This is a genomic window from Leeuwenhoekiella blandensis MED217 (genome assembly GCF_000152985.1).
GTDB classification, from domain to species: Bacteria; Bacteroidota; Bacteroidia; order Flavobacteriales; family Flavobacteriaceae; genus Leeuwenhoekiella; species Leeuwenhoekiella blandensis.
Genome location: NZ_CH672395.1, coordinates 196,586 through 210,699, shown reverse-complemented (window position 1 = coordinate 210,699; position 14,114 = coordinate 196,586). Strand labels below are relative to the sequence as shown.

Annotated in this window: 11 protein-coding genes; 3 read left to right on the top strand and 8 right to left on the bottom strand. The window is 40.3% G+C overall.

Annotated features, from left to right (window positions below):
• Window positions 1-104 precede the first annotated feature (104 nt).
• On the top strand, window positions 105-2,669 hold the full coding sequence (locus tag MED217_RS00920; RefSeq protein ID WP_009778583.1) for a carboxylesterase family protein: 2,565 nt from the start codon (window positions 105-107) through the stop codon (window positions 2,667-2,669).
• A gap of 99 nt (window positions 2,670-2,768) precedes the next feature.
• Here MED217_RS00920 and greA read toward each other — a convergent pair whose 3' ends face one another.
• Window positions 2,769-3,245, bottom strand: coding sequence for a transcription elongation factor GreA (greA, locus tag MED217_RS00915; RefSeq protein ID WP_009778582.1), 477 nt, complete (start codon window positions 3,243-3,245; stop codon window positions 2,769-2,771).
• A 197-nt stretch (window positions 3,246-3,442) separates the two neighbouring features.
• Between greA and MED217_RS00910 the strand changes: the two genes are divergently transcribed.
• The gene (locus tag MED217_RS00910; RefSeq protein ID WP_040533096.1) at window positions 3,443-3,865 is read left to right on the top strand and encodes a Rieske (2Fe-2S) protein; all 423 of its coding nucleotides are present in this window, start codon (window positions 3,443-3,445) and stop codon (window positions 3,863-3,865) included.
• 47 nt (window positions 3,866-3,912) lie between these two features.
• Here MED217_RS00910 and MED217_RS00905 read toward each other — a convergent pair whose 3' ends face one another.
• The gene (locus tag MED217_RS00905; protein WP_009778580.1) at window positions 3,913-6,129 is read right to left on the bottom strand and encodes a TonB-dependent receptor; all 2,217 of its coding nucleotides are present in this window, start codon (window positions 6,127-6,129) and stop codon (window positions 3,913-3,915) included.
• Between the two features lie 282 nt (window positions 6,130-6,411).
• Between MED217_RS00905 and MED217_RS00900 the strand changes: the two genes are divergently transcribed.
• Complete coding sequence (locus MED217_RS00900; protein WP_009778579.1) at window positions 6,412-8,826, top strand: hybrid sensor histidine kinase/response regulator; 2,415 nt, start codon at window positions 6,412-6,414, stop codon at window positions 8,824-8,826.
• Here MED217_RS00900 and MED217_RS00895 read toward each other — a convergent pair.
• From MED217_RS00895 to pnuC, 6 genes are all read right to left on the bottom strand, one after another.
• Window positions 8,816-10,171, bottom strand: a complete 1,356-nt coding sequence (locus tag MED217_RS00895; protein ID WP_009778578.1) for a sigma-54-dependent transcriptional regulator — start codon at window positions 10,169-10,171, stop codon at window positions 8,816-8,818. The two genes, MED217_RS00900 and MED217_RS00895, sit on opposite strands and share 11 nt — an antisense overlap.
• 279 nt (window positions 10,172-10,450) lie before the next feature.
• The gene (locus MED217_RS00890; RefSeq protein WP_009778577.1) at window positions 10,451-10,774 is read right to left on the bottom strand and encodes a hypothetical protein; all 324 of its coding nucleotides are present in this window, start codon (window positions 10,772-10,774) and stop codon (window positions 10,451-10,453) included.
• Window positions 10,775-11,018: 244 nt separating this feature from the next.
• The gene (gene arfB / locus MED217_RS00885; RefSeq protein ID WP_009778575.1) at window positions 11,019-11,420 is read right to left on the bottom strand and encodes an alternative ribosome rescue aminoacyl-tRNA hydrolase ArfB; all 402 of its coding nucleotides are present in this window, start codon (window positions 11,418-11,420) and stop codon (window positions 11,019-11,021) included.
• Window positions 11,420-12,964 (bottom strand): DUF4301 family protein, encoded by a 1,545-nt coding sequence (locus MED217_RS00880; protein ID WP_009778574.1) that lies wholly within the window; start codon window positions 12,962-12,964, stop codon window positions 11,420-11,422. Before MED217_RS00880 ends, arfB begins: the two co-directional genes overlap by 1 nt.
• Complete coding sequence (locus tag MED217_RS00875; RefSeq protein ID WP_009778573.1) at window positions 12,961-13,476, bottom strand: AAA family ATPase; 516 nt, start codon at window positions 13,474-13,476, stop codon at window positions 12,961-12,963. Before MED217_RS00875 ends, MED217_RS00880 begins: the two co-directional genes overlap by 4 nt.
• Window positions 13,477-13,481: 5 nt before the next feature.
• A complete protein-coding gene (gene pnuC / locus MED217_RS00870) occupies window positions 13,482-14,114 on the bottom strand; it encodes a nicotinamide riboside transporter PnuC (RefSeq protein WP_009778572.1) in 633 nt (210 codons plus the stop codon).

Below are 14,114 nucleotides of genomic sequence, written 5' to 3'. Positions count from 1 at the left end.
AGCTTCAGTTCAACTACTGAAGTATGCTTAAATTTTATTTACATCATTAACCATTTACAAATAAGCGTCTTTTGAGAACTTATTTGTCTAAACCTCTAAAACGTATGAAAATTCGCATTCTGTTAAGTTGCATTTTCTTAATTACTACTTTTTCATTCGCGCAAAGCAAAAAAGGAAATATTGTTCAATACTTTGGCAAAGAAAAAGTTGAAGACATTAACGAAGGTTCTATCCTTCATCTATTCAACGACGGCTTGTTGCTTAAAGGGAAACGCTTTGACAAAACACACAACACCATTGAAACCGATGCTGTATTTGCTCAAATTCTGAGTGGCGATGCTCCTGCCATAAAAGAAGGCGCCGCCATGTTAGATTCTAAATGGGAAGCGATCGAAGCCGGAGAAAAAAACGAATTTAAAAACGACAACCTCAGATCTGGTCATCTGTATTTAGAATACACATCAGAGACAGAACAAATTGTGCTCTTTGAAGCTTCAGGCCACACCAGTGTTTTAATCAATGGTTTACCTCATGAAGGCGATCATTATGACTTTGGCTGGAGCCTTATTCCGATTAAATTAAAAAAAGGAAAAAATGAGTTTGTACTTTCTGGCGGTAGATTCAACAATATGCGCGCAAGACTGCTCAAACCAGATCAAGCGGTGCAGTTTACTAAAAGAGACCTTACCTTACCAGACTTGCTTGTAGATGATGCTAAACCGGTTTATGGTGCCATCAGAATTATGAACACCAAAGAGTCTTGGTTTAAAGGTGGAAAGATTGAAGTAAAAATTGGAGACGCCACATATACTTCAGCAGTTCCCGATATATCGCCGCTTCTTGTACGCAAGGTTCCTTTTACGATCACACCGCCCAGCAACCTTAAAGCAAATGAGGAAGCTGAAGCGGAGCTGACCCTACTCTCAAAATCCGGAAAAGTTTTAGCCAAAGACACCTTGACGTTTGGCACAAAATCGAAATACAAGCACCACAAAAAGACATTTATAAGTAAAGTAGATGGAAGCGTGCAGTACTTTAGCGTTGCTCCATCGTTGACTAAAGACAAAGACAATCAGGCTTTATTCTTATCTGTGCACGGCGCATCGGTTGAAGCGGTAAATCAAGCCAACGCCTATAAACAAAAAGATTGGGGTCACCTTGTTGCGCCAACTAACCGCAGACCTTATGGTTTTGCCTGGGAAGATTGGGGCCGCTTAGATGCACTTGAAGTGCTAGAAGAAGCTGAGCGAATTTATAAAACCGATTCTTCTCACACCTACTTAACCGGTCACTCAATGGGAGGTCACGGAAGCTGGTACTTGGGAGCGACATATCCAGATCGTTTTGCGGCTATTGCACCTTGTGCAGGATATCCTGACTTATTGCGTTATCGCAATTTTAGAGTAGAGCAAATGGCAAAACTTCCTGAAGAAGATTTCAAAGATCTTGGCATTACCAAAGAAGAATTTATTGCGCAAACCACAGCAAGCTTCAATGCTGAAATAGATAAGGAACTTGATGCGATTATTATGCGAGCAGGAAATCCTAGCCGTACGCTTAAACTCTTACGCAACTATTTACACTATGGTGTTTTTGTACTGCACGGCGAGATCGACAATGTAGTTCCTACCGCTATTGCACGCGATATGAGAGAACGCTTAGGAACCTATCATAATGACTTTTCATACTATGAGTACCCTAACGGAAAGCATTGGTACGGGGATGAGAGTGTAGATGATCCTTTGCTTTTTAACTATTTTAAAGCACACTCGATCAAACCTACCGAAGCTATTGAGGAAATTGAGTTTTACACTGCTTCTCCGGGTGTTTCTTCAGGGTCGCATTACGTAGATATTTTACAACAAAACAAGCCGTTTGAGATCAGCTCATTTAACCTTGAGAAAAATGAGGGCAACCTTATCATAACCACCGAGAATGCCGCAGTTTTACAGATCGATCTAGCTAAAGCCGGCACCATAAACGACACCCTTACACTAGACGGTCAAAAGCTCATTCCGGCTTCTAAAGATCTCGTTTATTACAAAAATGAACAAGGAACCTGGAAGGCTGTTGAAGCTCCTTCTGAAATGGATAAAAGTCCATTACGCAATGGCGGATTCAAAGATGCTTTTAGAAATAATGTCGTTTTTGTTTATGCTTCAAAAGGTTCAAAAGAAGAGAACACCTGGTGGTATAATAAAGCTAAATTTGATGCTGAAAAATTCTGGTACAGAGCAAACGGTGCTGTAGAAGTGGTTAAAGACACGCAGTTCAAACCTGAAAATTATCTAGATCAAAACATTGTTTTATACGGAAACAAAAGCAACAACGCTGCTTGGAATAAACTGCTTAAAGACGCCCCGATTCTTGTGACCAACAACAGCTTAAAATTGGGCGACAAAACCTTAAAAGGAGATCAATGGGGTGGTTTATTCATTTATCCACGCTCAGGAAGTGCTTCAGCAAGTGTTGGTATTGTAACTGCAACAGGTACAAAGGGTATGAAAGGAGCTTATGCCAACGACTATCTTGTAAATGCGACTACTTATCCTGATGTATTGATCTTTGATAATACCGCGATGCAAGAAGGCGTTGAAGGTGTAGAATGCAGCGGGTTCTTTGGCAACGACTGGTCTGTTGAGCAGGGAGATTTTGTTTGGAGAAACTAAGAAGTTGCCTTGGGTATTGAACCCTTTGGTGACGCCAAAAAAAAGCGGAGTTCAATTGTAATTGAACTCCGCTTTTTTTAATTTATAAAATTTGAGAATCTAGTCTCTGGTAATTTCCAAAATGTCAAACTTCATCGTTCCGTTAGGGACTTGCACTTCTGCCACTTCACCTACTTTTTTCCCAAGCAATCCTTTGCCTATAGGAGAATCTACAGAGATCTTTCCGCTCTTTAAATCGGCTTCGCTTTGCGCTACCAATTTATAGGTCATTTGCATACCATTGGTTTGATTTTTAATCTTTACCGTAGAATGCACTAAAGCTTTTGAAGTATCTAACTGCGACTCATCGATGATACGGGCGTTAGCCACCAGTTCTTCCATTTTTGAAATACGCATCTCGAGCATTCCTTGGGCCTCTTTTGCTGCATCATACTCGGCGTTCTCACTCAAATCGCCCTTATCACGCGCCTCTGCAATAGCCTGCGAAGCTTTTGGTCGCTCTATATCTTTAAGCTGATTCAGCTCGTCTTTCAATTTTTTTAATCCTTCTGCTGTATAGTATGATACTTTACTCATAACTTCGTTTATTAATGCACAATGTAATGTGTGTGATTTTCGTTTAATCTAATAGCGTTTAACCTGCGAAAGAACACGCTCGCTTATAAACACAAAAAATCCCATCAGAAACGGGATTAAGCATTGCTAATATACGAATTTATTAATTGTTACTTCTAAAATTTTATAAATTGATAAACCTTAAATTTTCTTTTGGAGTGAAATTTTTACCCGTTTTTTTGATCGCGGCAATATTTCTGACAGGCTGTAGCGCAGATGATAACCGCATCAACAACCCTAATATAAACCCTATTTCTTTTAGCGTAAACCTCAACACCAACCTTCCGCAGTACAGTCAGTTGCAATTTCCCGGCAATGCGATTTACGTATCAGGTGTTGGCATTCGCGGAATATTTGTCATCAATACCGGTGCAGGCATTAGAGCTTGGGAAGCTACAGATCCTAATCACGTCCCCAGCAGTTGTTCTACGATGACTTTAAATGGTACCGAAGCGACCTGCCCTTGTGAAGACAATACCTATACTTTATTTACCGGTCAGGACACTGCGCAAGAATTACCGTATACACTAATTGAATATCGCGTTTCAGAAAACGGTAATCTTATAAACGTTTCGTATTAACAAAAAAAGCCGGCAAATGCCGGCTTTTCAGCTTCTGGTACGAACCCCTAAAATCGTACCGTTGCGCCAATTAAAAAATTGATTTTTGCCTGCGGATAATATCCAGTTCCCTCAATGGTGGTAACTGTTCCCGGGTTTGAGAAGTCATCATCATAGGTAAAGAAATACCCATTAGACACATATGTTTCACTGAAGATATTATTGACTAAAGCAGTAAGCGTAATCTGTTTTGCAAAGCCTATATTCTTCAAGTCATATTGTACATTAAAGTCATTGATGAAGTACGCATCAAGCTTAGAACTTTCAGCATCTATATTTCCTAAAAATTGTTCGCCTACATATTTAGAAAGAAGCGATAGGCGCAAGTTTTGAACCGGAAAGAAATCAAGTCGATTCCCGGCAATGATTTCTGGAGAGAAAGAAATATTAGTGTTCCCTAAATTCTGCAATTCCCCATCCCGCTGAAAGAAAAAGTCACGGTTTTTATTGGTACTCAAAGCAATATTTGGCGTGATCGCAAACTTTCTGCCCAGTTGAAACCCTGCTTCTACCTCCAACCCTAAACGATAACTTGAACCGCTGTTTTGACGAATAGGCGCTCCTACATCATCAATCGCACCGGTAAGTACAAGTTGATCGCGATAATCCATAAAATACAAGTTGGCAAAAATACGCGCACGCTCTTTAGTAAAACGATAACCTAACTCAAAATCATTTAAAGTTTCCGGCACCGGATTTCCGTTTTCAAAATCGGTACGACTAGGCTCTCTATTGGCTCTGGCGTAAGAAGCATAAATTTTATTTTCCTCATTCAGCGTAAGCGTCAATCCCGCTTTCGGATTGAAAAACGAATAGTTTTCATCGATGATAAATTCGTCAATATCGCTGTTGATCCCGTCGGTTTCGTAGCTAATAAAACGCCCTTGTAAATCTCCAAAAACACTCCACATATCGTTTATGCGCCAAGTTGCTTTAGCAAATGTGGTAAACTCATTTTTATCTGCGGTGCCAAAATAATAACGGTAACCGGCTTCTTCATCCTGAGCAAAATAACGTGCCCAAGTGATCTCGCCATAATGATCGCCACTATACATACTACCAAAAACTCCGGCATCAAAATCTATTGCGTTTGACTTATAATTGGTTGTCAGGTTTGCCACATAGTAGCGGTTGTCTAGCCAGCGACGGCGAATAAGATCGGTATCGGTTTGTAATTCTCCATCAACTTCATACGGTTCCCAGCCAATGAAATCAAAAGTCGCATCGCTAGAGAAATTCACGTTGGCATAATACCAAGAATCTACATATTCTTCAAAAAAGCCGCGTCCCATGGTGTAGTTCAAACTCAGCTGTGTTGACCAGCCTCCGCCATATTTTTGATTCCAGTGCAATTGCACGTGATCTTGCTTGTAATCATCGACCTGATTGTCGTAAAAACCTTCAAAATTTCCATCATCATCGTATTGGAAACCTATAGGATTGTACGTTCTGTCCGTCGCTAAAGTCTGCGCGTCGATACCATTCCACGACTGGTAAGTTACCTCGTGACCGCCAAAAACAACAGCTTTTAACAACGTCTTCTCGTTGCGGTATTCGCCCTGAAGGTAATAGGATTTCAAATCTGAACTGGCACGATCTACATATCCGTCAGATTTTATAGCAGAAAGCCTTCCGGAAAAAGTAAAATGATCATTTATAAGTCCGGTACCAAATTTCACATTGGCTCTACGCGTATCAAAAGATCCGCCTGAAGCATTGACTTCAGCGTAAGCTTCCAGCGTAGCCGCATCGGTCAAAATATTTAAACTGGCACCAAAAGCTCCGGCTCCATTAGTTGATGTTCCTACTCCACGTTGCAACTGCACACTTTGTATCGAACTGCTAAAATCTTGCAAATTCACAAAGAACGTTCCCAAGCTTTCGGCATCGTTATACGGGATTCCGTTTATGGTTACATTAATACCGCGGTTGCCGGTACCACGCACTCTAAAACCGGTATAGCCCACACCGGCGCCGGCATCAGAAGTGGTAACTACACTGGGTAAATAATTGAGTAAAATAGGCAGATCTTGTCCCAGATTGCGCTCGTTGATTTCGTCTTTAGACAAATTGCTGTACGTGATGGGCGAATCGGCATCTACACGTACCGATTGTACCAGCACCTCATCTAGTTTTTCTACATCGGTAGAATCTTGTGGTGTTTGTTGTGCGAGTGCGCCAAAAGTCGTTAAAGTGGCAGCACAGGCGAATAAAAGAGTTTTCATTCGTAAAAATTTTTACGAATAAAAGGGGCAATTATTCTGTGTTACTATAAGTTAATATGCAATGTTGCTTAAAACACGCAGGTCGTCACCCGCTTTTTTAAGCGATTCCCTTGGCAGCATTATCTGCCCAGGTTCATTGGGTATGATCTCAGCTCGCTTTCTGCTCTAAAACAGAAGTTTAAGCACCCCTTTGAGATTTAGGGCGCAAATGTAAAACAATAATTATGCTTTTATCAAAAAATTAAGGGCTTTTGTTTAAGCGAATCTTAATTTTAAAATTCTATGAAGAACACCAAGCGATCCATCACCCTCAAGGTCCTTACCGGCTATATCATGATTGGTTTGCTGGTATCGGTCGCTATTTATTTTATTTATCCACAGCTTAAAACTTTTATTTATCCGCCTAAAAAAGAGCAGGCGACCAATCAAAAACTCACCTTTACCAGCAATGCGCTGAGTTATCTTTATGAGGCCGAAACCATAGGCAGAACTGCAATGGCTACCGGCTCGCAACAGCAGTTTAAAGAATATCAAGTACTGGTTGACAGTATAAAAATAGAGCTCGATTCCTTACAACGCCTCACAGAAACCAAAGAACAAAACGAGCAATTAGACAGTATTAAAATGCTGCTCTCTAACAAGACTAGCAATATCAGGGCAATGGTACGCTTACGCGATGAACAATACTCGCGTAATTATTACGACGAAGCCCTTGACGAACTCGTAAAAGAAGATATTTACTTTGAAGATTATGAGAACGATCCGCGCTTAGATTCGGTTGATCCTTATATCAAAAGTGTGATCGTTGACTTTAACGAATACATACGCAAAGACACGCGAGACGAAGATCAAGGCCTCAAATCGATGGCAGAAACCGTACGTAGAACGCTCTCCAAAATCGAAGAGCGTAAGAAGGAATTGGAACTTGACATTATAAACCGGGAGAATACTCTGCTGGCGAACGACCGCAGCATCAACCTTAAAATACGCAATCTTTTAAGCACTTTAGAACGTGAAGGCACATTCACTGCCAGACAACGTGAAGCCCTCTTAAACAGTAGAATTCAAGAGATTTCAAAAACGCTGAAGATCATTGGGATCCTTAGTGTTTCGCTTGCTATCGGATTTGTGATTATGATTTTTAAGGATGCTTCACGCAGCCAGCAATACAGTCGGGAACTCGAAGAAAGCAATGCGACAGCCCAATCGCTTTTAAAAAGTAGAGAGCAATTGATGGCAACCATAACGCACGATATGCGCTCGCCCTTAAACACGGTTCTAGGTTTTACCGATTTGCTGAAAAAAACCGCTGTAGATGCCAAGCAAATGCGGTATCTAGACACCGTACAAAAATCTGGCGATTACATCTTAAAACTGGTCAATGACCTGCTGGATTTTGCAAAGCTGGAAGCCGGAAAAATCAGCGTTGAAAAAGTACCCTTCAATCCTAAAAAGTTGATTGAAGATGTAATCGTCGTAAGCTTACCACAACCTTTAAAAACCGGAGTTGAAGTTCATACTGAAATTCCCGATGAACTGGACACTATCTTTTTAAGCGACCCTTTTAGGATCAAACAAATTCTCGCGAATCTCATCACCAACGCGTATAAATTCACCGAAGAAGGAAGCATCACTGTCGCACTGCACAAAGACGGAAAAAACCTAAGATTTAAAATAATTGATACCGGCTGCGGGATTCCTAAAGAGAAGCAACAGCTTATTTTTAAAGAGTTTTCACAAGCCGAAGAAACCACCCAGCGCAAGTATGGTGGTTTTGGTCTTGGTTTATCTATTTCCCAGAAATTAACCGAATTATTAGAGGGAAAACTTCAGCTGAAAAGTATTCCGGGGAAAGGGAGTACGTTTACTTTAATCGTTCCTGTGGAGCAAACTGAACATCAAGAACCAGCAGCTTTTGACCAGGATCTTTCCGAAGTTCATCTCGGCAGGCTTCAAAGTATCTTGATCATAGATGATGAGCCTGTTCAGCAACAACTTACTAAAGCTACTTTGGCTCCCTTCGACTTAAAAATAGATACCGCTTCTAATGGAAAAGAAGCACTAGAACTGATTAATAAAAACACATACGACCTTATTCTTTCAGACATTCAGATGCCGGTGATGAACGGTATTGAATTCATAAAAACACTAAAGTCAAACACTGAATTACAAGATATTCCGGTGATTGCTTTAAGCGGAAATGAAACCTTAAAACAGGCCGATTATAAGCATTTTGGCTTCTCCGAAAATCTAAAAAAACCGTACAGACCCAGTGCGTTGTTGCACATTTTAAAAGATTTTGGCGGTACTCAAATTGAAGAAAAAGAGAATATCACTATAGCCACAAAAGCAAGCGCATCTAGCGATCTTTATGACCTGAAGCAACTCAAAGCCTTCACCGCAGACGATGACGATTCGTTAAAAAGCATTCTTAGCGTTTTTGTTGAAAGCACCTCAGCAAGTTTGATTGAGCTGGACAAGCATCGAGCGCACCCGGAGCAAATCAATCAAATTGCACACAAAATGTTACCCATGATGCGCCAGCTTGAAGCAAATGAGGTAATTGCACTACTAGAACAATTAGAAAATCCAGAGTTAGCTCAAAGGAAAAAGCAGGAAATACAACGTATTATAACACAAAGCATCCAAAAAACTGAAGCGCTTTTGGAAGCTTTGAAGCAAAATGTTATAGCTTAATGTCGTATTGCTTCAGTTTATTATAGAGCGTTTTTCGATCTATATCAAGCAGACGAGCGGCTTTGCTTTTATTTCCGCCGGTTTTTTCAAGAGCATCTAAAATGCGCTCCTGCTCATTTTTTGCGTTGAATAATGCGTAATCGTCTTTTTTATCTTCAATCATGGCCACACGAATTTCCCGTGGTAACAATTCCTTCGGAATCACAGCTGCAGGAGCCAACAGCACCATACGCTTTACGATGTTTTTCAACTCTCTCAAGTTGCCCGGCCACGAATATTGAATCAAGGCTTCCACCGCATCCGGACTGAAGCCTTCTACTTCTTTCTCCAGCTCCTTATTGGCCTGATCTAGAAATAGATTTATAAAAAGCATCAAATCCTCCTGACGCTCCCGCAAACGCGGCACTTCAATTGAAAATTCATTCAGACGATGGTAAAGATCTTCTCTAAAATCTCCTTCCTTCACCGCTTCTTCAAGGTCTTCATTGGTTGCTGCGACCACTCGAATATCTACTGCAATTTCATTATTACTTCCAACAGGTTTGATCTTTCGCTCTTGCAAAGCCCGAAGCAATTGCACTTGAAGTTCGTAAGAAAGATTGCCTATTTCATCTAAAAAAAGGGTTCCGCCATTGGCTGCTTCAAAATGCCCCACTTTATCGTTAACGGCTCCTGTAAACGAACCTTTGACATGACCAAAGAATTCGCTCCCCGCGATTTCTTTAGGAATTGCGCCACAATCTACCGCAATAAACGGCTGAGCCTGACGCTTACTTTTATCGTGAATGCTTTTTGCAACATATTCCTTACCTGTACCGCTATCTCCAGTTATAAGAATAGACATGTTAGTAGGCGCAACCAGATCTATATATTGATTTAGTTTTGCCGAGGCATCACTTACTCCTTTTATGAATCCGGTTGGAGCTTGTGGTGCAGCAGTTGCTGACTTGGGAGCTTTTTTTGAAGTTTTCGGCTCTTCTTCAGCTTCAGCTTGTAAAGCTTTATCAACGATCTTTAAGAGTTCGTCTGGACGCACCGGCTTTGAAATATAATCAAAGGCCCCTTCTTTCATCGCTTCAACCGCCTTATTTACTTCGGCATAACCGGTCATAAGAATAACCGGTATGTTATTATAATCTTCCTTGATATGTTTAAGAATACTAAGGCCGTCATCATCAGGCAAACGCACGTCTGTAATCACCAAATCTACTGCGTGATTCGCCAAGATCTTATAGGCTTCGCCGGCTGCAAAAGCACTGATCACCTCATATCCCTTTTTTGATAAAAAGGTTTCAAGCATTTTACAAAATGCTACGTCATCTTCTATTAGTAAGATTTTTGACAAATCAATTAGTTTTAGGTAATCTATTTTGAAGCGAGCCTAGGAATCTCAAACTCCCTTAGCGGTATCGATAAAAGTACAAATACCACCCACTGTGGTAAACATTTAATTCGTAAAAAAAAGTTAAGGATTTTTAGGCGTGATAAGTAAACTACGTCTAGGCAATACTGAAAATATCAAAACCTTTTGTGGCGCCAATAAAAAAGCCCCGACTCACGCCGGGGCTTAAATTTGAATTTTTAACCACTCTAGTATTAAAAACTCAAATTAGGGAAACCTAACCTACTCTTTTGGCTCGATCCATTCACCTGCTGCATTAATATATGCAGTTTCTGGTTCTGCGTCTTCAGCTTCTAAGGTTAACTTAAACGTCTTGTTTTCGGCATCAACCCAAGCTTCTGTGACTTTAGCCCCTTCTTTATCTTCTGCTACCGCTTTGGTTACCGTATCTGGAAGATCTGCAACATCAATTTTGGTGTATCCTTCTACCGGTGCTTGCAACTCTGTGGTAGTTACTGCTACCTCTTCGCCTTCTTGTGCGTTTACATTTTCTGCTGCAAACAACATGGTTGCAGCTGCTGCTACGGTCATTACTAAATTTTTCATGATTCTATATTTTAATGTGTTTAATCTGATTTTAAAACCTTTAACATCAAAGGTTCGCTTAGATAAGTAGCAAAATCATACCATCATCAAAAAAGCTTCGGTCAAACCCATTAAAACCTTGTAAATGTGAATCTTGACATAAATACATTTCAAAAAGGATTCTGTAGAAAAAAGAGAATTCCACAAAAAAAGTGTGGACATAATCCACACTTTTAAAGAATTTATTTAAAATACTTTCAATTCTTCAGAAAGAAGGCGGTTTGCGATTGGCTTTTTTCTCGGCATTGCGCTTTTTAGAATCTAGCCTGCGTTTTTTAGAAGCCAGAGAAGGCTTTGTTTTTTTGCGACGCTTCGGTTTTAGGAGTCCGTTTTCTAAAAGTCTAACGAGATTTTTAAAAACCTCATCTTTATTTTTATGTTGACTGCGGCTCTGATCATAAGACAAAACCAATTGATCATCGGTGGTAAGTTTGTTTTGTAAGCGTTTATATAAACGCTGCTTTTGATCTTCAGAAAAAACATTGGAGTCCTTAAGACTCCAATGTAACATAACTTTTGTAGATGTTTTATTTACGTGTTGCCCGCCCGGGCCGCTACTACGAACTGCCTTAAAATCACATTCCTGAAAGAGCGCTTCCTTATTCATTACGCTCCTGCCTGATGCGATGGTTTCAGTAAATCATTTACCGTCTTAACCGGATTGAACGTTTCCAGAGGCACTTCAACAAAAAGCGTGTTCCAGCGTGCCATGGCACCATTCCATAAGCCCGGAAGTTCTAAGGCTTTAATTTCGTTTCCACCATCGGTTTTATATGCGATAAAAGCCAGATCAGGGTTTACATAATCGAGCAGATTGTATTTTTCGCCTTTATAATTGCGCACTCCGGCAACAATATCTACCGGATTAAAATGCGTAGAATTTTTAAAGATCGCTTCTTGCTGGTCGTCTTTGTCATTTACCTGAGCGCTTTCAATAATTTGCAGCGCTACTTTTCCGCTTTCATCTTCAACCCAAAACGGGCCACCGCCCGGCTCGCCTTCATTCTTTACCATCCCACACACACGAATAGGACGATCTAGAAGCTCCTTTAAATAACTTTTCTTTTCTTCGTTAGAAAAAGATGCATAAGCCTCATCAATACGCGTACTGAAATCTTCTTTTAAGAACTTCACCAACTCTGCCAATTCACTTTCAGAAATAGAATCTTTATCTAAAAGTTCGGCATATTTAAAAACACTTTCTTGCTTTTTTAGCAGTAAACCGGCCAGAAAACGCTTTGTTCTAGACAATACCTGGATGTTATCCTGAACCAAAACATTGTCAATATTTTTAATAAAAACCACGTCTGCATCTACATCGTTTAGGTTTTCGATAAGTGCGCCGTGTCCGCCGGGTCTAAAGAGTAAAGAACCATCTGCTTTACGATACAATTTATTCTCCATCGTAACCGCCACCGTATCGGTTTCAGGCTTTTGAAAGGAATAATCAACATCAAAATTCACATTAGTCGTATTGCTCACAGAAGCGTGAATGGCGTCAAACTCCTTTTCAAAAGCCTCCTTGTGCTCTGGTGAAACTGTAAAATGTAAATCGGCTTGACCATTTTTTGCCGCATAGGCTGCTGCCTCATGCAAATGCTCTTCAAAAGCGGTTGCCATATATGCCCCGTAGTAATGAAAAGGAATCAGACCTTTAGGCAGATTACCGTAGTTCTCCCCATCTTCAGCCATCATCGTTTTGATAAAAGCATATTTTGTTGCGTTTTCATCCTTTTTTGTTTCCTCATCAAGACCATCGATAATGTGGTTGTAAAACGGAAACTTTTTATAGCCAGCAAAAAATGCTTGCATATGATCATCATCAGTGCGCTCGAGGTACTCGTCTATCGTTTCTTTTGAAGCATCATAGTCTTCTAAAAACTGATAGATCTTTTTAAACATACGGCTCGCAGCTCCTGAGGCCGGTGTAAATTTTAGAAGATCGAGTTCTGATTTTCTATCTTCATAATAGTCTAAATACGAAAGTTCTTCGGCATCAGACAATTTAAAAATCCCGTCTGCAACTGTTGCCGGCGCAACAAGTTTGACATTAGGTACCCCGTTTGTAAAAAGATCAATTTGTGATTTAACTTGTTCAGGAGTTAAACCGTGATCTTTGATTTCGTTGATTTCTTGGTCTGTAAAATTCAATTGAGTAAAGAATTTAAATGGTTGGTTATTAATTGCATTCGATCTTCTAAACTTCCTTTAACAAGCAGGTAGGGGCGGCCGTGTTTAATTAAAGAATGTTTAAAATAGGCGAACATTTCTTCTCGTTGATCTGGCCGGTCTCTTAAATCATCTGCCTGCCAGGGTGTATCTATGTACGTAAGCAAATACAGATCGTAGGTGTTTTCTAAAGCTGCTTTAGCAACTTCATCGTCACACCAGCCATCGTAGTATGCTTCACTATAAACCTTTGTTTCTAAAAGGTCTGTGTCACAAAATACTACTTTTTTTTCGGATTTTACGGCTGCATTTTCAAGCTTCATCTGGCCAATCGCAATGGGCAAGATATCCTGAGGCTCACAAATCTTCTGCTCAGCATCCCACTTCTGCTGAAGGTATTCCCGCGCGAATTCTGGCACCCAAGTGCCTTGGTAATATTCAGAAAGCTTTTTTGCAAGCGTAGTTTTCCCGGAACTTTCGGGACCGAAAAGCACGATTTTTAAGCAGGAACCGGACTGTTGTTGAGGTATTTTTTCCAAGCGACAAAACCATAAATAGCTAGTCCCGTAAAAATAAGATATTGAAAACTGGTAAATGTGAAACCTTTGTAAAAATACAGTGGTACAGAGATTATATCTCCCACGATCCAGTAGATCCAGTTTTCAATTTTACGCTTTGCCATGAGCCACATTCCAACAAAAAATACTGCTGTGGTAAAAGTATCTACATAAGCCGTCCAGCTCGTCCACTTCTCAAAATAGGTATAGACGCCAAATACAAAAAGCACGGTAGCCACAAAAATTATTACAGACCACAGGTGTTCTTTCGCCGTAGCTCTTGCGATTGGAGTTACATGTTCTTCATCTACTTTTCGCGTCCAGACATACCAGCCGTAAACACTCATCGAGAAATAATATACGTTGATCATCATATCTCCCAGAAGTCCCCATTTGAGTAATAAATACACAAAAATCGACGTGCTTATCATCCCCGTTGGATAAACGAGAATGTTATTTTGTTTGGAATACCACACAGAAAGCAATCCAAAAATCACCGCGATAATTTCGAGGATTATTGATGAGGTCTCATAATCTGCATATTGCCCAAAGAAAAAATCAAATACTGCACTCAT